Origin of the sequence: Arenibacterium halophilum, assembly GCF_005938225.1 — a bacterium.
In the GTDB taxonomy this organism is placed as follows: Bacteria; Pseudomonadota; Alphaproteobacteria; order Rhodobacterales; family Rhodobacteraceae; genus Arenibacterium; species Arenibacterium halophilum.
This window is the reverse complement of the sequence record NZ_VCPC01000002.1, coordinates 267,879-292,800: the sequence shown is the minus strand read 5'-3', so window position 1 is coordinate 292,800 and position 24,922 is coordinate 267,879. Positions and strand designations below refer to the sequence as shown.

The 24,922-nt window shown below is 65.9% G+C and carries 22 protein-coding genes; 4 read left to right on the top strand and 18 right to left on the bottom strand.

Features of this window, described 5'->3' with window-relative positions:
* Positions 1-48 precede the first annotated feature (48 nt).
* The 14 genes from FGK64_RS08180 to ftsW all read right to left on the bottom strand — a co-directional run bounded on the left by FGK64_RS08180 (position 49) and on the right by ftsW (position 15,771).
* Positions 49-1,524: a pyridoxal phosphate-dependent decarboxylase family protein gene (locus FGK64_RS08180; RefSeq protein ID WP_138863327.1), complete on the bottom strand. Its 1,476-nt coding sequence runs from the start codon at positions 1,522-1,524 to the stop codon at positions 49-51.
* A gap of 3 nt (positions 1,525-1,527) precedes the next feature.
* Positions 1,528-3,177, bottom strand: coding sequence for a DNA repair protein RecN (gene recN, locus FGK64_RS08175; protein ID WP_138863326.1), 1,650 nt, complete (start codon positions 3,175-3,177; stop codon positions 1,528-1,530).
* 36 nt (positions 3,178-3,213) lie between these two features.
* Positions 3,214-4,074: an outer membrane protein assembly factor BamD gene (locus tag FGK64_RS08170; protein ID WP_138863325.1), complete on the bottom strand. Its 861-nt coding sequence runs from the start codon at positions 4,072-4,074 to the stop codon at positions 3,214-3,216.
* A 127-nt stretch (positions 4,075-4,201) separates the two neighbouring features.
* Positions 4,202-5,122 carry a UDP-3-O-acyl-N-acetylglucosamine deacetylase gene (gene lpxC / locus FGK64_RS08165; RefSeq protein WP_138863324.1) on the bottom strand — a complete coding sequence of 307 codons (921 nt, stop codon included), beginning with the start codon at positions 5,120-5,122 and terminating at the stop codon, positions 4,202-4,204.
* A gap of 215 nt (positions 5,123-5,337) precedes the next feature.
* Positions 5,338-6,972 carry a cell division protein FtsZ gene (ftsZ, locus tag FGK64_RS08160; protein WP_138863323.1) on the bottom strand — a complete coding sequence of 545 codons (1,635 nt, stop codon included), beginning with the start codon at positions 6,970-6,972 and terminating at the stop codon, positions 5,338-5,340.
* Positions 6,973-7,347: 375 nt separating this feature from the next.
* The gene (gene ftsA, locus FGK64_RS08155; RefSeq protein WP_138863322.1) at positions 7,348-8,682 is read right to left on the bottom strand and encodes a cell division protein FtsA; all 1,335 of its coding nucleotides are present in this window, start codon (positions 8,680-8,682) and stop codon (positions 7,348-7,350) included.
* A gap of 31 nt (positions 8,683-8,713) precedes the next feature.
* Entirely contained in the window at positions 8,714-9,586 is an 873-nt protein-coding gene (locus tag FGK64_RS08150; RefSeq protein WP_138863321.1) for a cell division protein FtsQ/DivIB, read from the bottom strand.
* Positions 9,574-10,452, bottom strand: coding sequence for a D-alanine--D-alanine ligase (locus FGK64_RS08145; RefSeq protein ID WP_425456633.1), 879 nt, complete (start codon positions 10,450-10,452; stop codon positions 9,574-9,576). The genes FGK64_RS08150 and FGK64_RS08145 overlap by 13 nt, the downstream gene beginning before the upstream one ends.
* 146 nt (positions 10,453-10,598) lie before the next feature.
* A complete protein-coding gene (murB, locus tag FGK64_RS08140) occupies positions 10,599-11,522 on the bottom strand; it encodes a UDP-N-acetylmuramate dehydrogenase (protein WP_138863319.1) in 924 nt (307 codons plus the stop codon).
* A gap of 71 nt (positions 11,523-11,593) precedes the next feature.
* Entirely contained in the window at positions 11,594-11,854 is a 261-nt protein-coding gene (locus FGK64_RS08135; RefSeq protein WP_138863318.1) for a DUF2484 family protein, read from the bottom strand.
* Entirely contained in the window at positions 11,851-12,105 is a 255-nt protein-coding gene (locus FGK64_RS08130; protein WP_138863317.1) for a DUF2484 family protein, read from the bottom strand. Before FGK64_RS08130 ends, FGK64_RS08135 begins: the two co-directional genes overlap by 4 nt.
* The gene (gene murC, locus FGK64_RS08125) at positions 12,102-13,514 is read right to left on the bottom strand and encodes a UDP-N-acetylmuramate--L-alanine ligase (RefSeq protein ID WP_138863316.1); all 1,413 of its coding nucleotides are present in this window, start codon (positions 13,512-13,514) and stop codon (positions 12,102-12,104) included. Before murC ends, FGK64_RS08130 begins: the two co-directional genes overlap by 4 nt.
* Positions 13,511-14,608 (bottom strand): UDP-N-acetylglucosamine--N-acetylmuramyl-(pentapeptide) pyrophosphoryl-undecaprenol N-acetylglucosamine transferase, encoded by a 1,098-nt coding sequence (locus tag FGK64_RS08120; RefSeq protein ID WP_138863315.1) that lies wholly within the window; start codon positions 14,606-14,608, stop codon positions 13,511-13,513. Before FGK64_RS08120 ends, murC begins: the two co-directional genes overlap by 4 nt.
* On the bottom strand, positions 14,605-15,771 hold the full coding sequence (gene ftsW / locus FGK64_RS08115) for a putative lipid II flippase FtsW (RefSeq protein WP_138863314.1): 1,167 nt from the start codon (positions 15,769-15,771) through the stop codon (positions 14,605-14,607). The genes FGK64_RS08120 and ftsW overlap by 4 nt, the downstream gene beginning before the upstream one ends.
* A 181-nt stretch (positions 15,772-15,952) precedes the next feature.
* Here ftsW and FGK64_RS08110 point away from each other — a divergent pair, with 181 nt between their 5' ends.
* Genes FGK64_RS08110 through FGK64_RS08100 form a run of 3 tightly spaced genes read left to right on the top strand, consistent with a single transcriptional unit; the run spans position 15,953 to position 18,374 of the window.
* Positions 15,953-17,155 (top strand): BaiN/RdsA family NAD(P)/FAD-dependent oxidoreductase, encoded by a 1,203-nt coding sequence (locus FGK64_RS08110; RefSeq protein WP_138863313.1) that lies wholly within the window; start codon positions 15,953-15,955, stop codon positions 17,153-17,155.
* Between the two features lie 36 nt (positions 17,156-17,191).
* Positions 17,192-17,404, top strand: coding sequence for a hypervirulence associated TUDOR domain-containing protein (locus FGK64_RS08105; RefSeq protein ID WP_138863312.1), 213 nt, complete (start codon positions 17,192-17,194; stop codon positions 17,402-17,404).
* A 1-nt stretch (position 17,405) separates the two neighbouring features.
* On the top strand, positions 17,406-18,374 hold the full coding sequence (locus tag FGK64_RS08100; RefSeq protein WP_138863311.1) for a DNA topoisomerase IB: 969 nt from the start codon (positions 17,406-17,408) through the stop codon (positions 18,372-18,374).
* Here FGK64_RS08100 and murD read toward each other — a convergent pair.
* Positions 18,371-19,771, bottom strand: coding sequence for a UDP-N-acetylmuramoyl-L-alanine--D-glutamate ligase (murD, locus tag FGK64_RS08095; protein ID WP_138863310.1), 1,401 nt, complete (start codon positions 19,769-19,771; stop codon positions 18,371-18,373). The genes FGK64_RS08100 and murD overlap by 4 nt on opposite strands.
* An 87-nt stretch (positions 19,772-19,858) precedes the next feature.
* Between murD and FGK64_RS08090 the strand changes: the two genes are divergently transcribed.
* On the top strand, positions 19,859-20,776 hold the full coding sequence (locus tag FGK64_RS08090; RefSeq protein ID WP_138863309.1) for a glutaminase: 918 nt from the start codon (positions 19,859-19,861) through the stop codon (positions 20,774-20,776).
* Between the two features lie 76 nt (positions 20,777-20,852).
* Here FGK64_RS08090 and mraY read toward each other — a convergent pair whose 3' ends face one another.
* Genes mraY through FGK64_RS08075 form a run of 3 tightly spaced genes read right to left on the bottom strand, consistent with a single transcriptional unit; the run spans position 20,853 to position 24,910 of the window.
* Positions 20,853-21,935 carry a phospho-N-acetylmuramoyl-pentapeptide-transferase gene (gene mraY, locus FGK64_RS08085; protein ID WP_138863308.1) on the bottom strand — a complete coding sequence of 361 codons (1,083 nt, stop codon included), beginning with the start codon at positions 21,933-21,935 and terminating at the stop codon, positions 20,853-20,855.
* Between the two features lie 39 nt (positions 21,936-21,974).
* Positions 21,975-23,426 carry a UDP-N-acetylmuramoyl-tripeptide--D-alanyl-D-alanine ligase gene (locus tag FGK64_RS08080; RefSeq protein WP_138863307.1) on the bottom strand — a complete coding sequence of 484 codons (1,452 nt, stop codon included), beginning with the start codon at positions 23,424-23,426 and terminating at the stop codon, positions 21,975-21,977.
* Complete coding sequence (locus FGK64_RS08075) at positions 23,423-24,910, bottom strand: UDP-N-acetylmuramoyl-L-alanyl-D-glutamate--2,6-diaminopimelate ligase (protein WP_138863306.1); 1,488 nt, start codon at positions 24,908-24,910, stop codon at positions 23,423-23,425. The genes FGK64_RS08080 and FGK64_RS08075 overlap by 4 nt, the downstream gene beginning before the upstream one ends.
* Positions 24,911-24,922: the final 12 nt, after the last annotated feature.

Below are 24,922 nucleotides of genomic sequence, written 5' to 3'. Positions count from 1 at the left end.
AAATCGGCTGGCTGGGATACCTTGTTCTATCCTGTTTCGCGGCGGGGTCTAACCGGTATTCCTGCCCATTCCGGCGATCAGATCGGCCGCCACGGCGCGCACCTCTTCCAGAAAGAGATCCAGATCGGCAAAGCCGGTACGATGATTGGTGATGTTCACCCGGATCGCCTTCTGCCCGTTGATCGTGGTGGTCGAGGGAGCGGCCGTGCCACGCAGGTGCAACGCGATCACCAGCTCTTCGGTCAGATGGTCCTGTTCGGCGGCCATCGCCTCTGGCGCCAGGTAACGGAAACAGCAGATGTTCAGCGCGACGGGCGCCATCAGCTCCAGCGCCGGGTCGGCGCGCACGGCATCGGCCAGATAGGCGGCCTGGGCGCAGTTGCGATCGATCAGGGCGCCGAACCGGGCTGTGCCGAATTCGGCGATCTGGGCCCAGACTTTCAGCGCGCGAAACCCGCGTGACAGCTCGGGGCCGTATTCCACCGGCCAAGGGTTGCCTGCGGCCAACCCGCGGGTCGCCCCTTGCAAATAACCGGGGCGGTCGGAAAACGCGCGGCGATGCGCCTCTTCTGACCGGATCAGCACGAACCCCGCGTCATAGTTCACATGCATCCACTTGTGGAAATCAAAGGCCAGGCTGTCGGCGCGCTCCATCCCTGCCAGTCGCGGGCGCAGTTGCTCTGACAGAACCGCCAACGCGCCAAAGGCGCCGTCGACGTGGAACCACAGGTCTTCGCGGGCGGCGATGCGGGCCAGCGCGGCCAGATCGTCGATGGCGCCCAGATCGACGCTGCCCGCAGTGCCGATGATGGCAAAGGGGGTCAGCCCCTCTGCCCGGTCGCGGGCGATGGCATCGGCCAGCGCGGTGGTATCGATTTCATAGGCCGCGTTGACGGGCACACGGCGCAGCGCGTCGCTGCCAAGGCCCAGCATGTCGAAGGCACGCGCCACGCAGGCGTGGGTTTGCGTTGACGTATAGCCGACCAGCCGCGCCGCGCCGACGCCTTCGGTGCGCGAGGCAAAACCCAGCGCCCGGTCACGTGCCGCCTTTAACGCGATGATCGTCGCCATCGAGGTGCCCGACACGATCAGCCCGCTTGACCCTTCGGGAAAGCCGAACAACTCGCGGCACCAGCGCATCACCTGCTTTTCCACATAGATCGCGCCATGGTCGCGCCCGCCAAGATTGGCGTTCATCGCGGCCGCGGCGATTTCGGCCACCACGCCAGCGGGCGTGCCGCTGCCATGCACCCAGCCGAAGAACCGGGGGTGCGTGTTGCCCACGCCATGCGGCAACAAGGCCTGCATGTCCTGGCTGACAACATCGGGCCCAAGGCCCTCCACCGGCAGATCACGGTCAAACAGGGCCTTCAGCGCCTCGGGCGGTTCCTGCCAGACCGGGCCACCGGGCTTGCGCTGCATTTCCTCAAGCGCGGCATCCAACATGGTATGCGCACGCGCGCGCAGAGCGTCCCAATCAGACGGGTCGAGTGTCAAATCGGGGTCGTCTGGCGATATGCTCATCTGTCAGCCTTCCAGCAGCGCACGCGCGGCGGCCCGCGCTTCCTTGGTAATCGTATCGCCCGCCAACATCCGGGCGATTTCGTCGGTGCGTTCGGTTTTCGCCAGCGGCACGACGGTCGAGAGCGTCATCCCCTCTTCAACCTGTTTCTGCACACGCCAGTGATGCGCGCCGCGCGCGGCCACCTGCGGAGAGTGTGTCACCACCAGCACCTGCCCCGACTGCGCAAGCTTTGCCAGACGCCGGCCCACGGCATCGGCGGTCGCCCCGCCCACGCCCCGGTCGATTTCGTCGAAAATCATCGTCACGCCCGCCCGTTCGCCGGTCAGGCAGACCTTCAGCGCCAGCAGGAAGCGGCTGAGTTCACCGCCCGAGGCGATCTTGTTCAGCGGGCCAGCCGGCGCGCCCGGGTTGGTCGCGACGGTAAAGGCCACGCTGTCGCGCCCGTCGGGGCCGGGGTCTGCCGGGGTAATCGCCGTGGCAAACACCGCGCGCTCCATCTTCAGCGGGGCAAGCTCGGCCATCACGGCCGCGTCCAGCGCCGAGGCGTGTTCGACACGCGAAGCAGACAGAGCCTCTGCCGCCGCATCAAAGGCCGCGCGCGCCTTGCGCAAATCGGCCTCTTGCCGGGCAAGATCGCCTTCGCCCGCGTCCAGCGCCGCAAGCCGGGCGCGCAGGGTTTCGGCGAATTCGGCCAGATCGTCAGACAGCACGCCATGCTTGCGCGCCATGGCGCGGATCGCGAACAGGCGTTCCTCGGTCTCTTCCAGCTCGGTCGGGTTGAAATCCAGCGCGTCGAGGCTGGCGGCAACGCCCGACTGCGCCTCGGTCAGTTCCACCATCGCGCGGCCCAAGGCGGCCAAGGGCGCATCCAGTGTGCCATCGGATTCCGCCGCCGCGCCATCCAGCCAGCGCATGGCGTCCATCAGCGCGGCCTCGGCCCCGCTACCGCCCAGCAAATCGTAAGCGCGCGCGATATCGGTGCGAACCTTTTCCGCGCCCTGCATCCGGCGGCGCGCCACGTCCAGCGCGGCGTCTTCGCCCTGCTCGGGTGCCAGCCCGTCCAATTCGGCCACGGAATGGCGCAGGAAATCTTCCTCGGCGCGCACGGCTTCCAAGGCGGCCTTGGTCTCGGCCACGGCGCGTTCGGCGGCGGCGCGGGCGCGCCACGCGGCACGCACATCGGCGCGCAGATCGTCGTGCCCGGCAAAGGCATCCAGCATGTCACGATGCCCGCGGGGGTTCAGCAACCCGCGGTCATCGTGCTGCCCGTGTAGTTCAACCAGCGTTTCCGACAGCGCGCGCAACACCTCGCCACTGGCGCGACGGTCGTTGACCCAGGCCGTCTTGCGCCCCTCTGCGGTATTGACGCGCCGCAGGATCAGTTCCGAACCACAGGGAATCCCGGCCTCGTCCAGCACCGCACGGGCCGGATGATCGGCGGACAGATCGAAGACAGCCGTCACCTCGCCCTGCTCGGCACCCTGCCGCACCAGTTCGGCCCGGCCCCGCCAGCCCAGTACGAACCCCAGCGAATCCAGCAGGATGGACTTGCCCGCCCCGGTTTCGCCGGTCAGCACATTCAGCCCCGGCTGAAAGGCAATCTCCAGCCGGTCGATGATCAACAGATCGCGAATATCAAGGGCGCGCAGCATCGGCCCACACTCCGAAAGGACAGGCTCCTGCCCGGCTCAGAGCCAGGCGCCCTTGACCGTCTGACGATAGATACGGGCCAGCCAGTTGTCGCCCAGTGCCCGCGGCTGCAAACCGCGCCCTGTCAGCAGCGCATAGCTGTCTTCGTACCATTCGGTCGACTGGAAGTTGTGGCCCAGAATGGCGCCGGCGCTTTGCGCCTCTTCATCCAGACCAAGCGCCAGATAGGCCTCGACCAGACGGTGCAGCGCCTCGGGCGTGTGGCTGGTGGTCTGGAAATCCTCGACCACCACGCGGAAGCGATTGATGGCAGCGGTGAAATGGCTGCGCTTCAGATAGTAGCGGCCAACTTCCATTTCCTTGCGCGCCAGATGGTCAAACGCCAGATCGAATTTCAGCACTGCCGAGGTGGCATATTCGCTGTCGGGATATACCTCGATCACGGTGCGCAGCGCTTGCAGGGCCTGAAAGGTCAGCCCCTGATCGCGCCCGACCTCGTCGATCTGGTCGTAATAGGACAGCGCCAGCAGGTATTGAGCATAGGCGGCATCTTCTTCGGTCGGGTAGAAATCGATGTACCGCTGGGCGGCGGCGCGGCTTTCTTCGTAATCCTTGCCTTGGTGAAAGGCGAAGGCGGTCATGATAAGCCCCTGCTTCGCCCATTCCGAATAGGGATAGAGCCGCTCGACTTCCGAGAAGTAATAGGCCGCGTCGTCGGTGCGGTTGCGCGACAGTTCATATTCGCCGCGTTCGTAAATCTGGTCGGGGCTGTAGGCCTCAAGGGATTCGCTGCGATCCGCAGCTGGCCCACCGCCGATCCCACCACCTCCGCAGGCGGCAAGCACCGACACCGCTATAACCGCTCCGATCAGCCTGACCCGCGACATGGCGCCTTTCATGCGTGAGAACCCCTTAGCATTCTTGACCGGCCCCCCCGGTCATGGACTGACCTAGCACAATAAGGTGCGGTGCAAAACGGGTTATGGGCCTGCGCTGCGACAAGGTCAACCGCATGGGGCCGTTCGGTCACGCGACGTTGGGAATTTCCGAAAGAACAAGGCCCTGACCCGGCAGGCGGTCGGCTTGCTCGGCGTCGCACAGGATGGTGCGCACGGCGCCCGGAGTCTGGAAAAGCGCCCGCAGCAGCGTGTTGGTCAGGCTGTGCCCGGCCTTCTCTCCTATGTAGCGGCCAAAGATCGGCCCACCGGCCAACGCGAGGTCGCCAAGCGCGTCCAGCATCTTGTGGCGCACGGCTTCGTCAGCGTGGCGGAACCCGCCGGGGCTCAGCACGCGGTCGCCATCGACGACGACGGCATTGTCCAGCGTGCCGCCAAGGGCCAGGCCCTTTTCATGCATCGCATCAACATCGGCCTGACGGCAGAAGGTGCGGCTATCGCACAACTCACGCGCGAAAGTGCCGTTGTGCATGTCAAGCGACTTGCTTTGACGACCAATCGCCTTGTCGGCAAAGTCGATGTGGAATTCGATTTCGAACTTGTCCGACGGCAGCAGAGTTGCCTTGGCGCCATCCTTTTCGACAGTGATCGGTTTCAGAACCTGAAACGCCAGCACCGGGGCCGCCAGTCGGCGCACGCCGCGCGCCATGATGCCCCGCACGAAAGGTGCCGACGATCCATCAAGGATCGGCACTTCGGGGCCGTCGATTTCAATCAGGCAGTTGTGAACCCCACAGCCCGCCAGCGCCGCCATCACGTGTTCGACGGTCGAAACCGACACACCCGAGTGATTGACCAGTCGCGTGCATAGCGGCGAGCGTTCAACAACGTCCCACAGCGCAGGAACCAGTGCGTTGCCGATCTGAATGTCGGTGCGTCGAAACCAGACACCGTGACCGGCGGAAGCCGGACGCAGAACCATCTTCACGGGGGCCCCTGTGTGTAGCCCCACGCCTTCGAAAACCACCGGTGATTTGATCGTGTTCTGCAAGACGAGCCTCGGAATTTTATGTCCTTATCCACTGTTCGTTCAGTGGTGCAACTCAGGTAGCGGCTGCCTTGTTCCGGCTCAACTCAATCTTTGCAACGGAATGAAACATGTCTGTAACACATTGGCAGCATACCGCCACCAGCACTCTAAATGCATGTAATAAAAAAGAAAAACGGCCGCACTTGGCGGCCGCATTTCCATGTATTGTGACGGTATCAGTTGGCTTGGCGGCGCAGGAAGGCCGGAATTTCGATCTTGTCCTGATCGTCTTCATGATCCGGAGTTGCGCGCGCAACCGAGTCTGATTGCCGGATCTGCGGCTGCTGGCGCACCGGTTTCGGCGCGGGCCGTTCCGCCGGTGTATCGGCGGCGTGGCCTGTCATCCGGTTGATCAGCGAGTTGATGCCAAAGCCTTTGCGATCAGCGGCAGGTGCGGCCCCACGCTGCGGTTCGGGTGCGGCAACAGGGCGGCGCGGTGTCTGCTTTGCAGCGGCGGCCTGAAGCCGGGCCAACGCCTCGGGCGACGGCGTTCCGGCAGGGCGCGGGCGCGGCGCGACGAAGGCCTCGGGTGCCTCTTCTTCCACGTCAAGGCGCGGCTCGAACGCGGGCACTTCGGGGCGATAGGCCGGCGCGGGCAGACCATCGTCTTCCATCTCGGGCTCGGCTTGGGTGAACAGGTCCTGCTCGGGCTCCATCTCGGGCTCGGGCTCGTTGCTGGCCACAACGCTCATGCCTTCGTATTGCGCCGGTTCTTCGGCGGCAGCCGACACGCGGGTTTGTGCGGGCTCGGGCATCTCTTCGTTGACGGGCTCGTAGTCTTCGATCTTCTTGGGCAGCGGGCGCGACATCGAGCGGCGCGGCACGGGCATGTCGCCCACGCTTTCCGAGGCGTCGATGCCGGTGGCAACAACGCTCACGCGCATCACACCTTCCATCGCGGTGTCCAGAGTCGAGCCGACGATGATGTTGGCGTCCGGGTCCACCTCTTCGCGGATGCGGTTGGCGGCTTCGTCCAGCTCGAACAGCGTCAGATCGTGGCTGCCGGTGATGTTGATCAGCACACCCTTTGCGCCGCGCAGGCTGATTTCGTCCAGCAGCGGGTTTGCGATGGCTTTCTCGGCCGCCTGAATGGCGCGATCTTCGCCTTCGGCTTCGCCGGTGCCCATCATCGCCTTGCCCATTTCGTCCATCACGGCGCGGACATCGGCAAAGTCGAGGTTGATCAGGCCCGGACGCACCATCAGGTCGGTCACGCCTTTTACACCCTGATACAGAACGTCATCAGCCATGCTGAAGGCTTCGGTAAAGGTGGTCTTTTCGTTGGCCAGACGGAACAGGTTCTGGTTCGGAATGATGATCAGCGTGTCGACCATCTTCTGCAGCTGCTCGACGCCTTCTTCGGCCTGGCGCATCCGCTTGGCGCCTTCAAACTGGAACGGCTTGGTAACAACACCGACAGTCAGCACACCTAGCTCGCGCGCGGCCTGCGCAATGATCGGCGCGGCGCCGGTGCCGGTGCCCCCGCCCATGCCAGCGGTGATAAAGCACATATGCGCGCCCGCCAGATGGTCGACGATTTCCTCGATGCTTTCTTCGGCAGCGGCCGCGCCCACAGCGGCACGCGCCCCGGCGCCCAACCCTTCAGTCACCTTCACACCCATCTGGATGCGGCTGGTCGCGGCGCTTTGCTGCAGCGCCTGCGCGTCGGTGTTCGCCACCACGAACTCGACACCGTCCAGCTGTTTTTCGATCATGTTGTTGACGGCGTTACCGCCAGCACCGCCCACGCCAAATACGGTAATCCGCGGCTTGAGGTCGTCCTGACCCGGCATCGATAGGTTCAAAGTCATTCTGAGGTCCGCCTGTCTTAAATCGGTTGTGTCGCGCCACCGTCTCTGCCGGACGGCTCTGTCCTGAGGGCAACAATACCCGTTGCACACAGGATCGTCACCCAAAAAACACAGATCCAATACAAAATGTGGAGAGGCAGTAGACCCCGTTGGCAGTATTTCGCCGGGACGCCAACATCTTGCGGCACGAGGCCAAAGTAATACTAGCGGCGCGAAACGGACTGTTGCGCCGGGCAAGCATGCACAAAATCTGCGCATGATCGTTCGATTGAATGTCAGAGGACTGCTCGGTCCGCCTGTCGGGCCTCTTCGTGCCTTGTGGACAACAGTATCACGGCAGCCCCCCGCCGCAACCTGATTCTGCGGAAGCGCGCTTTACCAGTTGTCCCGAATCCAGCGCACCGCGCGGCCAAAACTGCGCTTGGCATACCGGTCGATCGGCACTTCGAAATCCCACCATTCGTCCTGTGGATGCGCGGCGAAAAGCGACAGTCCGACGACCGATGCAAAGCCCGGCCCGGTGGCCGACTGCGGCAGCCCGTGCACGCGCAACGGGCGGCCCAGCCGCACCTGCTGGCCCAGGATGCGTGTCGCAAGACCGTCCAGCCCCGGTGTCTGGCTGCCCCCGCCCGTCAGCACGATCTGCTGCGACGGCAGGTGCGAGAAGCCCGCCGCATCCAGCCGCGCGCGCACCTCTTCCAGAATTTCCTCGACCCGGGGGCGCATGATGCCGATCAGCTCGGCCCGGCTGACGCGGCGACGGTCATGTTCGTAATCGCCAGTGTCGCCGCCGATCTCGATCATCTCGCGATCGTCCATGCCGGTGGCCAGCACACCGCCGTAGAAGGTTTTCATGCGTTCGGCGTTCGCCATCGGGATGCCAAGGCCCATGGAAATGTCCTGCGTCACATGATCGCCACCCATGCGCACGCAGTCGGCATAGATCATGTGTTTCTTCATGAAGATCGACACGCCGGTCGATCCGCCGCCCATGTCGATGCAGGCCGCGCCCAATTCCTGCTCGTCTTCCACCAGCGCCGAACGGCCCGAGACATAGGCCGAGTTCGCGATGCCCGCCAGTTCCAGATCACAGCGTTTGACGCATTGCGCCAGGTTTTGCACGGCGGTGGAATCCACTGTCAGCATGTGCATGTCGGCGGCCAACTCATGCCCCAGCTGGCCGCGCGGATCGGACAGGCCTGAACGGTTGTCGAGCGCGAAGTTCACCGGCTGGGCGTGCAGCACTTCGCGGCCCGCGCCGTATTCCGGCACCTCGCAGGCGGCCAGAACGCGGGCGATTTCATTCTCTGTCACCACGTTGCCTTCCAACTCGACCGTGGCGTCCAGCCCGTACGAGCGGGGATCGGCGCCCGAGAAACAGGCGATGACGTGATCAACGCGCACCTCGGCCATCTTCTGCGCGGCCTGAAGCGCGGTGCGGATCGCGCGTTCGGTTTCCTGCATGGCGGTAATTTCGCCAAATTTCACCCCGCGCGAGCGGGTCGTGGCGGCCCCCACGATACGAAAGCCCGATTGCCCGGCCAGCGCGCCGATGGAGTTGTCGGTGCTCAGCCGTCCCAGCCCGTCGAAGCGCAGCACGAGACAGGCAATTTTCGAGCTGCCGACGTCCAGAATGGCAATCACGCCGCGTTGCAGGGCCTGCTGGCGCAGCTGCCGCATCGCCCGTTGCGATTGATACAAATCCGTCATGCCCGCTGCCCGCCTTTTGTTTTTATCATGATTAATAGCCGTTTAACTCGCGAATGCGCCACCAGTCCTGCACCGCTGGTTCGTTCATCCGCAGGGTCGGCCGCTGACCCAGCCGCATGTCCACCACCGCCACGTCGCGCTGCAACATATCCTGCGCTTCCGACAGGGCGATCACGCGTTCCAGCGCACGCACAGGACCCTCGGTTGGCAGTTGAATCCGCTGTTCGCGATCCAGCACCACATCCCACCGCCGCTCGCCAACCCGTACCAGCCCGCGCATCCGGTCTGCCAAAGGCTGGGCGGCGGAGACGATCTCAAGCGCCTCGCGCACATGGCGGTTGGCGCCATCGCCCGCGATCAGCGGAAGGTTCGGGAAATCGGTGCGCTCTGGCACCCGCTTGATATGCACGCCGCCTTCGTCCAGCACCGCCAGACCATGCCGGTTGCGCCACAGCACCACCGGCTGCCGTTCGGTCACGTCGATCTGCAAGATACCGCCGGGTCTGATACGCACGGTCGCTGCCTTCACCGGATCCAGCCCGGTGACAAGATCGCGAATGGCCGAGATATCCAGATCGAACGAGCTGACCGGGAAGTCGATTGGCACCACCTCGCGGATGTCTTCGTCAAGCGAGGCCCCTGCCCCGTCGATCGCCATGAGCGAGACCATGAATTCGGGGCGCTCCTCGATCGAGGCGCGGACACTGTTGACATAGCCGATCAGCGCATCGCGCCTTACATCATTCGCCAGATAGGCCGATGTGGCGGCGAAAACGATGGCAAAGGGAATGCCGATGCGCAGGCCCAGCCGCACGCCAGGTGTCAGCATCAGCCGTTGCAGCCGATAGCTGAGTCGTGAGGGCGCGGGATCATGCGTCGTGCGGTTGCGTCTTAGCGATCGCATGATGCGTCCTCGACCAGCCAGCGGCACAGAGCACCGAATGACATGCCCGCCGCCCCGGCCTGTTCGGGCGAAAGCGACGTGGGCGTCATGCCGGGTTGCGTGTTGGTTTCCAACAGGAACAGCCCCTTGGCGCCGCGCGTGTCGTCCCAGCGGAAATCGGTGCGCGAAATGCCCCGGCAGCCCAGCGCGCGATGTGCGTGCAGCGCGTAATCCATGCACAGGTCGAAGATATCGGCCGGCACCTCGGCAGGGACCACGTGACGCGATCCGCCGGGGGCATATTTGGCATCATAGTCGTACCAGCCATCGGTGATGATTTCCGTGACCGTCAGCGCACGCCCGTCCATCGCCGTCACCGTCAGCTCGCGCCCCGGCACATAGGCTTCGACCATCATGCGGGCCGGCATGTCATCGGCAATTTGCGGCGGGCTGTCGGCGGCATCATGCACGAAATAGATGCCTACGGAACTGCCTTCGTTGTTCGGTTTCACCACATAGGGCGGTTCCATCAGGTGGCGCGCAGCGATGTCGTCACGCGCGGCGATCAGCGAGGGCACAACTGGCAGACCGGCGGATTCATAGGCGGCCTTGGTGCGCTGCTTGTCCATCGCCATAGCGGAGGCCAGCACGCCCGAATGGGTATAGGGAATGCGCAGCCATTCCAGGATGCCCTGCACACAGCCGTCTTCGCCCCAGCGCCCATGCAACGCGTTGAACGCCACATCGGGCGCAATCGCGCTTAACCGCTGCGCCAGATCGGGGCCGGCATCGACCTCGACAACCTCGTATCCTTCACCCCGAAGCGCGGCGGCGCATTCGCGCCCCGTTGACAAGGACACCTCGCGCTCGGACGAGGGCCCGCCCATCAATACCGCCACTTTCAGGGGTGTCACGCTCGAATGACCCACCGCAAGTGCCTCAAATTGCCCGATCTTCTGTGTGATCGGTTTCTAGTATCAGGACCGCCCCTGCCCCGTATCATTGGTGCCTGTCGGGTCTTTGGGGGGCGGTTTCAAGCCAGCGGATCGCCGACCCGCATGATCTCCCATTCTAGCGTTATCCCGCTGGAGGCGTAAACCTTTTTTCGCACGTCCTCGCCAAGCGATTCGAGATCTGCGGCCGTGGCGCCGCCAGTGTTGATCATGAAGTTCGAATGCTTCTCGCTCATCTGGGCGCCGCCCCGGCGCGCACCGCGCAGGCCCGCGTCGTCAATCAGCTTCCACGCCTTCAGATCATGGGTATCATCCGCCTGCCCGGTCGAGCTGAATCCGGCCGGATTGCGAAAGGTCGAGCCGGCGCTGCGTTCGCGCGTCGGCTGGGTCGCGTCACGGCGGGCCAGCTGGTCTTCCATACGGGCGTGCAGCGCTTCGGGGTCGCCCTGCGGCGCCTCGAATTCGGCGGAAATCAGCACCGCGCCTTCGGGCAGATCAGACTGGCGGTAGCGCAGGTTCAGATCGTCGCGCGTCAGCCGCACCTCGGCCCCTTCGCGGGTGATGACGGTGGCGGCCACCAGCCGGTCGGCGACATAGCTGCCGTAACAGCCCGCGTTCATCCGTATCGCGCCGCCGATGCTGCCCGGGATCGTGCGCAGGAACGTCAGATCCAGCCCCGCATCCGCCGCCCGTCGAGCCACATGCGCATCCAGCGCCGCCGCCCCTGCAGTGACGCGCGTGCCGTCGCATTCGATCTGGTTGAAGCCGCGCCCCAGCCGGATCACGACCCCGCGCAGCCCCCCATCGCGCACGATCAGATTGGACCCGACGCCCATGGGAAATACCGGCACCGACGCATCCAGATTGCGCAGGAATTCGGCCAGATCGGCCTTGTCCTTCGGCTGAAACAGGAAATCCGCCGGGCCGCCCACACGTAGCCACGTCAGTTCAGAAAGGTCGCGCCCCGGAGTCAGGGTGCCTTTGGGAGTTGGTAATCCGGTCATGGCGCCCTGTTAATCCATTCCGGCGGGAACGGGAATCACCTTTCGGCAGGCAATGAGGAAACGTGCCGAAATCAGCGCGCCGCGCCACCTGACACCCGTGTGCGGAGCCAGCGGAACAGATAGATCACGGGCCAGCGCAGCACGCTCATCCCTGCGACAAGTACGGCCAGACCGACCCAGGGGCCGTTCTGCCAGGTGACATACCCGACGATCGGGATGCCGACGGCAATCAGCGCATAGGCACTGCGCCAGTGGTGATCGCGGCTGGGCAACAGGGCGATTATGTTCGCCGCCAAGCCCCAGAGCGCCGCAAGCACCAGTGAGAGCGTCATTCGACCGGTTCCTGTGCCCGTCTCCGCAGGCGCCCCAAGAAATGGCGCAGCGGCTGGCGGAACATCGAAATGAACCCGGCAGTCCCGGCGATGGCCGCGACCGCTCCGTGCTGAAAGCCCAGGTAGGCAATGACGAGCGGCGCCGCGATCATCAGCGCCAGCCCCGGCACCATCTGCAGGCGCAGCGGCAGGAAGGCGACAGCCGTCGCCGCGAAAACCCAGGCCGCCGCCAGCAGGATCGAGGTGCTCATGCCGCCGCTCCCTTATTGGTCAGCCGCTCGGGCAGCGCGTTTGCCCAAGCGCTGATCGTCCCGGCGCCAAGACACACGACCATGTCACCGGGGCGCGCCTGTTCGCGGACCAGCCGCTCCAGATCGTCCTCCGACACGATGGCGCGGGCGTGGCGGTGGCCGTGGCGGATCAGCCCGCTGACCAGGTCATCGCGCGAGGCACCGGGGATCGGGTCCTCTCCGGCGGCATAGACCTCGGCGATGGCGACCACGTCGGCCTCGTTGAAGCAGTTGCAGAAATCATCGAACAGCGACGACAGGCGCGAATAGCGATGCGGCTGGTGTACGGCAATCACCCGGCCCTCGGTCGCTTGCCGTGCGGCTTTCAGCACGGCGGCGATTTCCACCGGGTGGTGGCCGTAATCGTCGATGATGGTCACCCCATCCACCTCGCCCACGCGGGTAAAGCGGCGATTGACCCCAGCGAAATTGGCCAGCGCGGTGCGGATTTCCTCGGCCTTCATGCCAAGGTGGCGGGCGACGGCCACCGCCGACAGCGCGTTCGACACGTTGTGATCGCCCGGCATCGGCAGGGTACAGCCCTCGATCACAATCTCGTCGGCTTGCAGCGCGATGTCGAAATGGGCCACGCCTTTTTCATAGTGCAGGTTCACCGCGCGCACATCGGCCTGCGCGTTGAAGCCGTATGTCACCACGCGCCGGTCAGTGATGCGGCCCACAAGGCGCTGCACCTCGACATGATCGGTGCAGCACACCGCCAGCCCGTAGAAGGGGATGTTCGACACGAATTCGTGGAACCCGTCGCGCAGCGCGTCGAAGCTGCCCCAATGCTCCATATGCTCGGGGTCGATATTGGTGACGATGGCGATTGTGGCCGGCAGCCGGTTGAAGGTGCCGTCGGATTCATCGGCCTCGACCACCATCCATTCGCCCAGACCCACCCGCGCGTTCGAGCCATAGGCGTGGATGATGCCGCCGTTGATGACGGTCGGATCGAGCCCGCCTGCGTCCAACAGCGTGGCGACCATCGTCGTGGTCGTCGTCTTGCCGTGGGTGCCCGCGATGGCAACGTTGGATTTCAGGCGCATAAGCTCGGCCAGCATCTCGGCCCGCCGCACCACCGGAAGACCACGCCGCCGCGCCTCGTCCAACTCGGGGTTGCCCGTCTTGATGGCCGAGGAAATCACGACCACCTCGGCGTTTTCCAGGTTCTCGGCGCGCTGGCCTTCAAAGATTGTGGCGCCCAGCCCTGCCAGCCGGTCGGTGATGCGCGAGGTTTTCAGGTCGGACCCCTGCACAGTGTAACCGTGGTTGATCAGCACCTCGGCGATGCCCGACATACCGATGCCGCCAATGCCGACAAAATGGATCGGCCCAACGTCGCCGGGCAATTTGGTGGCTGGGGTCATGCGGGTTCCCTTTGTGCAAGTTCTTCGACCAGCGCGACCAGCCGTTCGGTCGCATCGGGTGCCCCCACCGCCATGGCCGCGCGCGACATCTGCGCGGCACCTGCGGGGTTGGCAAGGATCGTTTCGATTTGCGCGGCCAGCGTGCTGGGGTCAAGCGCCGATTCGGGTATCTTTATGGCCGCCCCGGCCTCGACCAGCCCGCGCGCATTGGCGGTCTGGTGGTCTCCGGCGGCGGCGGCAAAGGGGATCAGGATCGAGGGCCGCCCGATCACGGTCAGATCGGCGATCGAAGACGCCCCCGCGCGCGAGATCACCAGCTGCGCCTCGGACATGCGGCGGGGAATGTCGGTGAAGAACGCCTGCACATCGGCGCGCACGTCCAGCTCGGCGTAGGCAGCGCTGACGCGATCCAGGTCTTCGGGGCGGGCCTGCTGCGCCACGCGCAGGTTGGCGCGCATCGGTTCGGGCAGCAGGGCGATAGCCTGCGGCACCACATCCGACAGGATGCGCGCGCCCTGGCTGCCACCGATGACCAGCAGCGACATGGGGTAGTCGCCCGGCGTGATATAGCTCGCCCCTTGACGCTCCAGCACGGCGGCGCGAACGGGGTTGCCGACGTGGATGCCTTCGGCCCCTTCGGGCAGCGCGGTGGGCCAGACACCACAAGCCACAGCCTCCACGCGGGGGGCGAAAATCTGGTTCACGCGGCCCAGCACGCCGTTCTGTTCATGGATCATGCGCGGCAGCTTCAGCAGCGTTGCCGCCCCAAGCGCCGGGATCGAAGGATAGCCGCCGAAGCCCACCACGACATCGGGACGGTCGCGGTACATGTTCCAGGCGGTGCGCGCCACGCCCAGCGCGATCTTGGGCACCACCATCGCGCGGCCCAGTGCGCCGCCACGCGCGAAGGTCGCGCTTTGCACCTCGGTGATCTCGGTCGAATGGGGGAAGCCGCCGGTATAGCGCGCGCCGCGCGCATCTGTTGACAGCCGCACCCGCCAGCCCCGGCGCAGCATCGCCTCGGCCAGCGCCTGGGCCGGGAACATATGCCCGCCCGTGCCGCCTGCGGCAATCACCAGGTAAGGCGCGCTCATCTTCCGCGCCCGCGCAGCAGGTCGCTGATCTGTCCCTGGGGCCGGGTCCGCGTCAGCGCCAGCAACATGCCCAACGCGATGCCACCCGCAATCAGCGATGACCCACCGTAGCTGACAAAGGGCAGGGTCATGCCCTTGGCGGGCAGCAGGCGCACGGCCACGCCCATGTTGATCATCGCCTGCACGCCGAACACGCAGGCCAGCCCGGTGCCCGCAAGCCGGATGAAAGGATCGCGTTCGCGGATCAGCCGCAGCAGCGAGCGCACGACAACCACCGTGTACAGCGCGATGATGACCAGCACCAGGATCAGCCCGTATTCTTCGGCGGCCACCGCAATGATGAAATCGGTATGCGCATCGGGCAGCGACCATTTCACCTGCCCCTCGCCCACGCCGACGCCGAACAGCCCGCCTTCGCGTATGGCGTTAGTGGCATAGCCCAGCTGGGTGGTCGGGTCGACATCCGGCGACAGGAAGCCGTCGATCCGACGCGCGAAGTGTTCCGAGCTGGAATAGGCCACCGTCCCGGCCAGCACCACCAGCCCGGCCATGCATACCAGCAGCAGCATCGGCGCGCCGGCGACGAAATACATCACACCCCAGGAAAACAGCACAAGGCAGGCCTGCCCGAAGTCCGGCTGCATCGCCAGCATCAGCACGATGGCGACACACAGCGAGAAGGACCATGTTTTGCCCGGCGGGCCGTTGATTTCCTGGCTTGCCGCGATCAGCCACGCCGCCACCACGACAAACCCGGGCTTCAGGAACTCCGAAGGTTGCACGCTGGCAAACCCAAGGCTGAACCAGCGCACCGCGCCCTTGCCGAAATCGGTGCCGAAAAACGGCAGCAGCGCCAGCGCAATGAAGGCGCCCAGAAAGCCGATCGTTGCCAGCCGCCGCACCAGCACCGGCGACATCATCGAGGTCAGGAACATCGCCACCAGCGCGGCCGAGCCGAACACCGCCTGACGCTGGACATAGTGGAAAGCGTCAAAGCCATTGCGCGCGGCCAAAGGCGGGGAAGAGGCCAGCCCCAGCAGCAGCCCGACCACAAACAGCAGCAGAACGCAGGTCATCGACAGCTTGTCGACCGTGCGCCACCACCGTGGAAGAATAGGTTCGCCGCCCCGATCCGGAGCCGCGCCGTACACCATCTCTGTCATGGCCAACCGCCGTTTTCTGCCTCTACCGCCCCGTTTTCGGGGTCTCGTTCGCCAAGGATAGCGTGATTTGCGCGTTCAGGCCAGCAGATTGATGGGGCCCATTCGGTCACGGGCGCGTGTTTGCGGGTCCTTGCGCATTTTGCCCTGTCGTCATGCCTCGCCGGCGGGCATAAGGCGCGCCATGCGCTATACCACGATCATCCTCGGCGCCGGGGCCGCCGGCATGATGTGTGCCGCCCACGCCGGGCCCGGCACGCTGGTGGTGGACCATGCCCGCGCCCCGGGCGAAAAGATCCGTATTTCCGGCGGTGGGCGCTGCAATTTCACCAACATGGGCGCGACGCCGGAAAACTTCCTGTCGGCCAATCCGCATTTCTGCAAATCGGCGCTGGCGCGCTATACGCAGTGGGATTTCCTTGATCTGGTCGGGCGATACGGCATCGCCTGGCACGAAAAGACGCTGGGCCAGCTGTTCTGCGACGGGCGCGCGACGCAGATCGTGCAGATGTTGCGCGACGAAATGGCGCGCGCAGGGGCCGAGCTGTGGCTGGCCACCTCGGTCGCCGGGGTGCGCCATGCCGATGGGCTGTTCCATGTCACGCTGGACCGCGACGGGCAGCGCCAGGATGTCAGCGCACCGAACCTCGTGCTGGCCACAGGCGGCAAATCCATCCCCAAGATGGGGGCCACCGGACTGGCCTATGACATCGCGCAGCAGTTCGGGCTTGCGATGACCGAAACGCGCCCCGCGCTGGTGCCTTTTACCTTTCCGAACGACCGCTTTGCCGATCTGTCCGGCGTGGCGCTGCCCGTGCGGCTGTCAAACGCGCGCGCATCTTTTGACGAGGCGATGCTGTTCACCCATCGCGGGCTGTCGGGGCCCTCGGTTCTGCAACTGTCGTCCTACTGGCGCGAGGGAGAGGAGATCGTCGCCGATCTGGACCCGTCCGGCGCGCTGTTGCAGCTGCTGCGCGACACCCGTCAGAGCGAGGGCCGCCGCGCCCTGCGCACCGTTCTGGCGCGTGCCCTGCCCGCCCGTCTGGTCGAGGCCTTGCCAACTCCGGTCCCGCTGGACGCACGGCTGGCCGACCAATCGGACGCCACGCTCGAGACGCTGGTTGATGGCTTGCGCAGCTGGCACCTGACCCCGTCTGGAAGCGAAGGGTATCGTACCGCAGAAGTGACGCTGGGCGGCATCGACACCGACGGGCTGTCGTCGAAAACCATGGAATCCAAGGCGCTGCCCGGGCTGTTCGCCATCGGCGAAGCGGTGGATGTGACCGGCTGGCTGGGCGGCTACAATTTCCAATGGGCCTGGTCTTCGGGGCACGCCGCCGGCACCGCCATCGCCGCCCGCGCGGGCACGGAACCGCCACAGGTCTAGCGGCGTTTTCCCGGCACACATCCCCGGGAGGCACAGATGACAATCCGCAAGGGCAGCACGGTTCAGTGGGATTGGGGCAATGGCACCGCCGAGGGCAAGGTGACCGAGCGCCACGAAGACCGGATCGAACGCAAGATCAACGGCAGCTATATCTCCCGCAATGGCTCTTCCGACGATCCGGCACTGGTGATCGAACAGGACGATGGGCAAAAGGTGCTGAAACTCGTCTCGGAAGTGCGGCACAAGTAACATGGGCACGGCCGAGGTTCCCAAGGGGCTGCTGTGGTATCCCGACAGCGAGCCGGGCATCACCCGGGTGCGCTGCGGGCGCGGGTTCAGCTATCGCGGGGCCGATGGCACCACCATCGCGCGCGGCGCCGAACGCGCCCGGATCGAGGCGCTGGCTGTGCCGCCCGCCTACGATAACGTCTGGATCAGCCCGCACGCGCGTGGGCATCTGCTGGCCACCGGCATGGACGCCCGCCATCGCAAGCAATATCGCTATCACCCCGATTGGGCCGAGGCCCGCGCCCTGCTGAAATTCGGCGGACTGGCCGAATTCGGGCGCACCCTGCCCCGCATCCGCCGCCGCATCGCCCGCGATCTGGCGGAAGAGGTGGGAAGCGAGGCGTTTGCCCTGGCCGCCGCCGCGCTGCTGATCGACCGGCTGTCGCTGCGCGTCGGGAACAAGGCCTATACCCGCGAAAACGGATCCTATGGCGCGCTGACGCTGACCCGGCGGCACCTGCGGCTGACCCGCACGGGGCTGAACCTCAGCTACACGGCCAAGGGCGGGCTGGCCGTGCGCCGCCGCCTGACCGACCGCAAGTTGCTGCGCGTGCTGGAAACGGTGCGCGACCTGCCGGGGGCGACGCTGATGTCGTGGGTCGATGACGACGGCATCGCGCGCAGCCTGACCTCGGGCGGGCTGAACGCCTACCTCTCTGATGCCGCGGGCAGCGACACCACCGCCAAGGTGTTCCGCACCTGGGCCGGGTCCCTTGCCGCGTTCGAGGCAGTCGAGGGTGGCGCCGACACGATCAAGGCCCTGTCCGAAGCCGCCGCCACGCGGCTGGCGAACACCCCTACCGTGGCGCGCAATTCCTACATCCACCCCAAGGTGATCGACCTGCTGGACACCCCGCAAACGCCCGAAGGCGCCGGGCTGCGCGGGCTGTCTGCGACCGAGAACCGGATGCTGACCCTGATCGACGCCTAACCGGCCGTCACCTTTGCGACTTCGGCGGCGAAAGCCTCGCCGCGTTTCTCAAAGTTGTCGTATTGATCGAAACTGGCCGCCGCCGGGGCCAGCAGCACGGTATCGCCCGGCTGCGCTTCGGCATGAGCGCGGGCGACGGCGGTCGCCATATCGGTGCAAATCTCGGTCTCGCAGGTCAGTTGCAGCGCGAATTGCGCCGCCTCCCGCCCGATCACATAGGCCTTGGCCACATTGCCCGACGCCGCGTTCAGCGCCTCCAGCCCGCCTTCCTTCTGCAATCCGCCACAGATCCAGCGGATGTTGGAAAAGGCGCGCAGCCCCTGCACCGCGCTGTCGACATTGGTCGCCTTGCTGTCGTTCACATAGGTCACGCCGCCCGCCTGCGCGACGATCTGGCTGCGGTGCGGCAGCCCCGGATAGCTGTGCAACGCCGCCTCGATCACCCGCGGCGCAAGGCCCAGCGTGCGCGCCACCGCATAGGCGCAACAGGCGTTCTGATGGTTGTGCGCCCCGGGCAGCCCCGCCACCTCGCGCAAATCGATCGAGGCCACCTGACGCCCCTTGCGATACTCCGACAGGAACCCCTTGCGCGCAAACACCTGCCACCCCGGCCCGGTCAGCTTCGCGGCCACCGAGACGCGGATCACCCGGTCATCCGTCGGCCCCTCGGCCATCTGCCCGGCCAGATAGGCGCCTTCGGGTTCGTCCACCCCGATCACCGCGCGGTCGGGCCCGCCCTCGGCAAACAGCCGCCGTTTCGCGGCGAAATAGCCGCCCAGCCCGGCATGCCGGTCCAGATGGTCGGGGCTGAGGTTGGTGAACACCGCCACATCCGGCGTCAACGCGCGGGCCAGATCGGTCTGATACGATGACAGTTCTAAAACGATCACATCGCCATCCGCCGCTGGGTCCAGATCAAGCACACCGCGCCCGATATTGCCCGCCAACTGCGCGGGACGCTGCGCATGGCTCAGGATGTGGTGGATCAGGGCCGAGGTGGTGGATTTCCCGTTCGATCCCGTCACCGCGACAACCTGCGGCAGCATGTCGAAACTGTGCCATTCCTCGGTCGCGAACGACCGGAAGAACAACCCGATGTCGTTGTCCACGGGCACACCGGCCCGCAGTGCGGCCATCACGACCGGGTTCGGGGCAGGGTAGAGATGCGGAATGCCGGGCGACACGATCAGCGCCGCGATCTGATCAAAGGCCCCGGCCCGCGTCAGATCGGCGGTTGCGAACCCCTCGCCCTCGGCAGTCGCCCGCGCAGCGGGGTTGTCATCCCAAGCCACCACCTCTGCCCCGCCGTCGCGCAGCGCCCGCGCCGCGGCCAGACCAGACCGCCCCAGCCCCAGCACCGCAATCCGCTGCCCCGCAACACCCTTGACCGGAATCATTTACACTGTCCCCTTATCCTGTCGCGCGGCACAATGCGCAGAACGCGCGCCCCCCACAACCCCGCCGCGCCCAGCGAAGGACCGCCCATGGATACCGCCCGCCTGCAACAGGCGCTCGACACGATCACAACCCGGATGCAGGCCAGCGACGACTGGGGCCAGGTCGCCAGCTATATCCCCGAACTCGCCCGAATCCCGCCCAGGCAATTCGGCATCGCGGTTGCCACCGCAGGCGGAGAGATGCTGACCGCAGGCGCCGCCGACACGCCGTTTTCGGCGCAAAGCGTGACCAAGGTCTTCGCGCTGGCCATCGCGCTGGGCCGCGCAGGCGATCAACTCTGGGCGCGGGTGGGCCGCGAACCTTCGGGCTCGGCCTTCAACTCGATCGTGCAGCTCGAATACGAACAGGGCATCCCTCGCAACCCCTTCATCAATGCAGGCGCCATCGTCGTGACCGATGAAATCCTCTCGGGGCGCCCGCCAAAAGAGGCGCTGGCCGAAATCCTCGGCTTCGTGCGCGCCGCGGCGGGCGACGACAGCATCTATATCAACGACAAGGTGGCTTTGTCGGAAAACGCGCACGGCCACCGGAACTATGCGCTGGCCAATTTCCTGCGCGCCTGCGGCAACCTGCGCCACGCGCCGGAACTGACGCTGGGCACCTATTTCCACCAATGCGCGATCGAGCTTTCGGCCCGCCAGCTGGCCCGCGCCGGGCGCTTCCTGATCGGCGCGCCCGGCATGCCCAACCTCGTCGCCCGCCCCCGTATCCGCCGCCTGAACGCGCTGATGCTGACCTGCGGGCATTACGACGGATCGGGCGAATTCGCCTTCCGCACCGGGCTGCCCGCCAAAAGCGGCGTGGGCGGAGGAATTCTCGCCATCGTGCCGGGGCGTGCTTCGGTCGCGGTCTGGTCGCCGGGGCTCAATGCCTATGGCAATTCGAAACTCGGCACCGAAGCGATGGAACTTCTCGCTCGTGCCATGGACTGGTCGGTGTTCTAAGTCCAATTCTTTGGGGCCAAATATCCCGGGGGACTCCGCAAAGCGGAGGGGGGCAGAGCCCCCTGCTCCCTCGTCCCTAGCGCACCTTCAGCGTCGCCAGACCGATCATCGCGAGGATCAGCGAGATGATCCAAAACCGGATCACGATGGTGGGCTCGGCCCAGCCCTTCTTTTCATAATGGTGGTGAATCGGCGCCATAAGAAACACGCGCCGCCCGGTGCGCTTGAAATACAGCACCTGAATGATGACCGAGAGCGCCTCGACCACGAACAGCCCGCCGACCACGGCCAGCACCAACTCGTGTTTCGTGACCACCGCGATGGCCCCCAGCGCGCCACCCAGCGCAAGGCTGCCGGTGTCGCCCATGAACACGGCCGCTGGCGGCGCGTTGTACCACAGGAACCCCAGTCCGCCGCCAAACAGCGCAGCCGTAAAGATCAGGATTTCCCCGGTGCCCGGCACGTAATGCACATCCAGATATTCGGTAAAGTCGACCCGCCCCACCGCATAGGCAATCACCCCCAGCGTGGAGGCCGCAATCATCACCGGCATGATCGCCAGACCGTCCAGCCCGTCGGTCAGGTTCACCGCATTGGCCGACCCCACGATCACGCAGATCGCAAAGGGAATATACAGGATGCCAAGATTGATCAGCGTGTTCTTGAAAACCGGCAGCGCCAGCTGGTTCTGCAACTCGGCCGGGTGGAAGGCGCTGGCCAGAAAGGCCGCCACCCCGGCAATCAGAATACCCAGCAAAATCCGCAGCTTGCCCGGCACGCCCTTGGTGTTCTGTTTCGACACCTTGGCGTAATCGTCGGCAAAACCGATCAGCCCATAGGCCAGCGTGACGAACAGCACCAGCCACACGAACGGATTGTCGAGCCGCGCCCAAAGCAGCGTGGCCGTGGTCAGTGCCCCCACGATCAGCAAACCGCCCATCGTCGGCGTGCCCGCCTTGACGAAATGCCCCTCGGGGCCGTCATCGCGGATCGGCTGGCCCTTGCCCTGCGTGCGCCGCAGCACCGCGATCAGTGGCCGACCGAACAGGAACCCGAACACGAGCGCGGTCAGGAAAGCCCCCCCGGCGCGGAAGGTGATATAGCGGAACAGGTTGAAGAAATCCCCCCCGTCCGAAAGCGCGGTCAGCCAGTAAAGCATGTGGCGGTTGTCCTGTCTGGCAGTTCAGTCATCGGTGGCTCACTCCTCGGCGGCCAGAACCGTATCCGGGCGCGCATGACCCATTTTGCGGATGGCGTCAACGACCGTGGCGACCTTCATGCTGAGCGAGCCCTTGGCCAGCACAACATCGCCGCTATCCAGCCTGTGGCGCACGTCGGCGGCGATTTCGGCGCTGGTCTCGGCCCATTGGCCGCGCTGCGCTTCGGGCAGCGCCTTGTGCAGATGCGCCATCATCGGGCCGATGCAATGGATCGTGTCAATCTTCGCCAATGCCGGGTGGCGGGCCAGCTCGGCGTGCATCGCGGCAGCGTCGCCCCCCAACTCCTTCATATCGCCCAGAAAGGCGATGCGCCTCCCTTTTGACACCCGCCCCGTTCCATTGCGCACCGGCGCGGCGGCCAGTACCTCGAGCGCGGCAGCCATCGAGGTCGGGTTCGCGTTATAGGCATCGTCGATCAGTTCGAGCCATAGATCGGTTTCCACCGGATCGAGCCAGATGGTTTCGCGCGTGCCCCGGCCCCGGTAAGGCGTCCAGCGGCCCAGGCTCATCGCGGCCAGCGCCATGTCGGCACCAAGCGCCTGCGCCGCCGCCAGCGCGCCCAGACCGTTCATCGCGAAATGCCGCCCCGGCGTGCCCAGCTTGAACAGCAGCGGCGCGCCGTCAGACTCGGCCTGTACCACGGTGGCATCTGCCGTCACCTGCACATCTTTCAGTTTGAAATCAGTGCCCTGCCAGCCAAAGCCGATGGTGCGCGCACGCAGGTCTGCCGCCTTGGCCGCAAGGATCGCGGCGGTGTCGATATCCGCGTTCAGCACCGCCACGCCACCCGGTTCCAGCCCGTCAAGAATGCTGGCCTTTTCCACCGCGATAGAGGCCACCGAGTCGAACGCCTCGAGATGCGCCGCGGCCACGGTGGTAATCAGCGCGACATGGGGCCGGGCCATCCGGGCCAGCGGCGCGATTTCACCGGGATGGTTCATCCCGATCTCGATCACCGCAAATTCTGTCTCGGCGGGCATCCGCGCCAGCGTCAGCGGCACGCCCCAATGGTTGTTGTAGCTGGCGACGCTGGCATGGACCTGCCCCTGATCGCCTAAAATGCCCGCCAGCATTTCCTTGGTCGAGGTCTTGCCGACCGAACCGGTTATCGCCACCACCCGCGCCCGCGTGCGTGCGCGCCCCGCAACCCCCAGCGCCTCTAGCCCCGCCTGCACGTCGGGCACGATCAGCAGCGGTGCATCCTCGGCCACGCCATCGGGGCGGTGCGTCACCAGCGCGGCGGCGGCGCCCTTGTCCAGCGCGGCAGCTACGAAATCATGCCCGTCCCGCGCCGCGGTCAGCGCGATGAACAGATCGCCCGGTGCAAGCGTACGTGTATCGATCGACAGGCCTGTGGCCTGCCAGTCGGTCGTGGCCGTGCCGCCAGTGGCCTTTGCGGCCTCATCAGCGGTCCAAAGAGGCGCTGTCATGCCAGTCTCCCGTCCAGCGCGGCCACGGCGACGCTGGCCTGTTCGCTATCGTCGAAATGCAGCACATCGTCGCCGATGATCTGCCCGGTCTCATGCCCCTTGCCCGCGATCAGCAGCGCATCGCCCGGGCCAAGCATATCGGCGCCGCGCAGGATCGCCTCGGCCCGGTCGGCCACTTCGGTGGCACCGGGTGCGCCGGCCAGAACGGCCGCGCGGATCACGCGCGGGTCTTCGCTGCGCGGGTTGTCGTCGGTCACGATCACAGCGTCGGCATGGTCTGCCGCGGCCTGCCCCATCAGTGGCCGCTTGCCCGCGTCACGGTCTCCGCCCGCGCCGATGATGGCAATCAGGCGGCCCATCACATGCGGGCGCAGGGCGCGCAGGGCTGTCGCCACCGCGTCGGGCGTATGGGCGTAATCGACAAAGACCGACGCGCCGTTGCCGCGCTGCGCGGCCAGCTGCATCCGGCCCCGCACGGTGGTGAGGTGCGGCAAGGTATCAAACACGGAATCGGGGGCATCACCGCAGGCAATCGCCAGCCCGCAGGCCAGCAGCACGTTTTCCGCCTGAAACCCGCCGATCAAGTTCAGCCGGGTCTGGTAGGTGCGCCCGCCGAAGGAAAACCGGATGTCCTGCCCCGTGGCGTCGAACCGCTGGTTCAGCAGGATCAGATCGCCGACGCCGCGCCCCGTTGTCAGCACCTTCTGGCCGCGCGCGGCGGCGATGGCGCGCATCTCGGGGCCGCGCGGGTCGTCAAGGTTCACGACGGCGGTGCCTTCATCGGGCAGCACGCGGCGGAACAGCCCGGCCTTGGCATCGAAATAGTCGTCAAAGCTGGCGTGGTAATCCAGATGGTCCTGGGTGAAGTTGGTGAACCCCGCCGCGCGCAGGTGCACCCCGTCCAGCCGGCGCTGCGCCAGCCCGTGGCTGGAAGCTTCCATCGCCGCATGGGTCACGCCATGGGCCGCCGCCTGTGCCAGCGCGCGGTTCAGGGTGATCGGCTCGGGCGTGGTGTGTTTCAGCGGCGCGCTCCACGCGCCTTCAACGCCGGTGGTGCCAAGGTTGATCGCGCTATGGCCCAGTTCCGTCCAGATCTGGCGCAGGAAGGTCGAAACCGAGGTTTTGCCATTGGTGCCCGTCACCGCCGCCATCACGCCGGGCTGCGCGCCGAACCACAGCGCCGCCGCCCCGGCCAGCGCCTGACGCGGGTCTTCGGCGATGACCAGCGCGGCATCGTGACCTGCCAGCGCATCGGCGGCCATGTCGGCCCCGTCGCGGTCGGTCAGGATGGCCCCGGCCCCGGCCTGCAAGGCGGTTTCGATAAAGGTTGCACCATGCACATTCGTACCGGGTAGCGCCGCGAACAGCACGCCGGGCCGGATGTCGCGGCTGTCAACCGAGAGGCCCGTGATCTGGGGGTCATGCCCGCCGCGCGCCGTCAGCGCCAGCGCGCTCAACGGTTTCGTTGCCCCCGAATTGGTCATGCCCATGTGCCC

Excerpts from the sequence above, each read along its gene's own strand:
- FGK64_RS08180 (WP_138863327.1), bottom strand. The coding sequence starts at position 1,524 with ATGAGCATATCGCCAGACGACCCCGATTTGACACTCGACCCGTCTGAT.
- recN (WP_138863326.1), bottom strand. The coding sequence starts at position 3,177 with ATGCTGCGCGCCCTTGATATTCGCGATCTGTTGATCATCGACCGGCTG.
- FGK64_RS08170 (WP_138863325.1), bottom strand. The coding sequence starts at position 4,074 with ATGAAAGGCGCCATGTCGCGGGTCAGGCTGATCGGAGCGGTTATAGCG.
- ftsZ (WP_138863323.1), bottom strand. The coding sequence starts at position 6,972 with ATGACTTTGAACCTATCGATGCCGGGTCAGGACGACCTCAAGCCGCGG.
- ftsA (WP_138863322.1), bottom strand. The coding sequence starts at position 8,682 with ATGACGGATTTGTATCAATCGCAACGGGCGATGCGGCAGCTGCGCCAG.
- FGK64_RS08150 (WP_138863321.1), bottom strand. The coding sequence starts at position 9,586 with ATGCGATCGCTAAGACGCAACCGCACGACGCATGATCCCGCGCCCTCA.
- FGK64_RS08145 (WP_425456633.1), bottom strand. The coding sequence starts at position 10,452 with ATGGGCGGGCCCTCGTCCGAGCGCGAGGTGTCCTTGTCAACGGGGCGC.
- murB (WP_138863319.1), bottom strand. The coding sequence starts at position 11,522 with ATGACCGGATTACCAACTCCCAAAGGCACCCTGACTCCGGGGCGCGAC.
- FGK64_RS08135 (WP_138863318.1), bottom strand. The coding sequence starts at position 11,854 with ATGACGCTCTCACTGGTGCTTGCGGCGCTCTGGGGCTTGGCGGCGAAC.
- FGK64_RS08130 (WP_138863317.1), bottom strand. The coding sequence starts at position 12,105 with ATGAGCACCTCGATCCTGCTGGCGGCGGCCTGGGTTTTCGCGGCGACG.
- murC (WP_138863316.1), bottom strand. The coding sequence starts at position 13,514 with ATGACCCCAGCCACCAAATTGCCCGGCGACGTTGGGCCGATCCATTTT.
- FGK64_RS08120 (WP_138863315.1), bottom strand. The coding sequence starts at position 14,608 with ATGAGCGCGCCTTACCTGGTGATTGCCGCAGGCGGCACGGGCGGGCAT.
- ftsW (WP_138863314.1), bottom strand. The coding sequence starts at position 15,771 with ATGACAGAGATGGTGTACGGCGCGGCTCCGGATCGGGGCGGCGAACCT.
- FGK64_RS08110 (WP_138863313.1), top strand. The coding sequence starts at position 15,953 with ATGCGCTATACCACGATCATCCTCGGCGCCGGGGCCGCCGGCATGATG.
- FGK64_RS08105 (WP_138863312.1), top strand. The coding sequence starts at position 17,192 with ATGACAATCCGCAAGGGCAGCACGGTTCAGTGGGATTGGGGCAATGGC.
- FGK64_RS08100 (WP_138863311.1), top strand. The coding sequence starts at position 17,406 with ATGGGCACGGCCGAGGTTCCCAAGGGGCTGCTGTGGTATCCCGACAGC.
- murD (WP_138863310.1), bottom strand. The coding sequence starts at position 19,771 with ATGATTCCGGTCAAGGGTGTTGCGGGGCAGCGGATTGCGGTGCTGGGG.
- FGK64_RS08090 (WP_138863309.1), top strand. The coding sequence starts at position 19,859 with ATGGATACCGCCCGCCTGCAACAGGCGCTCGACACGATCACAACCCGG.
- mraY (WP_138863308.1), bottom strand. The coding sequence starts at position 21,935 with ATGCTTTACTGGCTGACCGCGCTTTCGGACGGGGGGGATTTCTTCAAC.
- FGK64_RS08080 (WP_138863307.1), bottom strand. The coding sequence starts at position 23,426 with ATGACAGCGCCTCTTTGGACCGCTGATGAGGCCGCAAAGGCCACTGGC.
- FGK64_RS08075 (WP_138863306.1), bottom strand. The coding sequence starts at position 24,910 with ATGACCAATTCGGGGGCAACGAAACCGTTGAGCGCGCTGGCGCTGACG.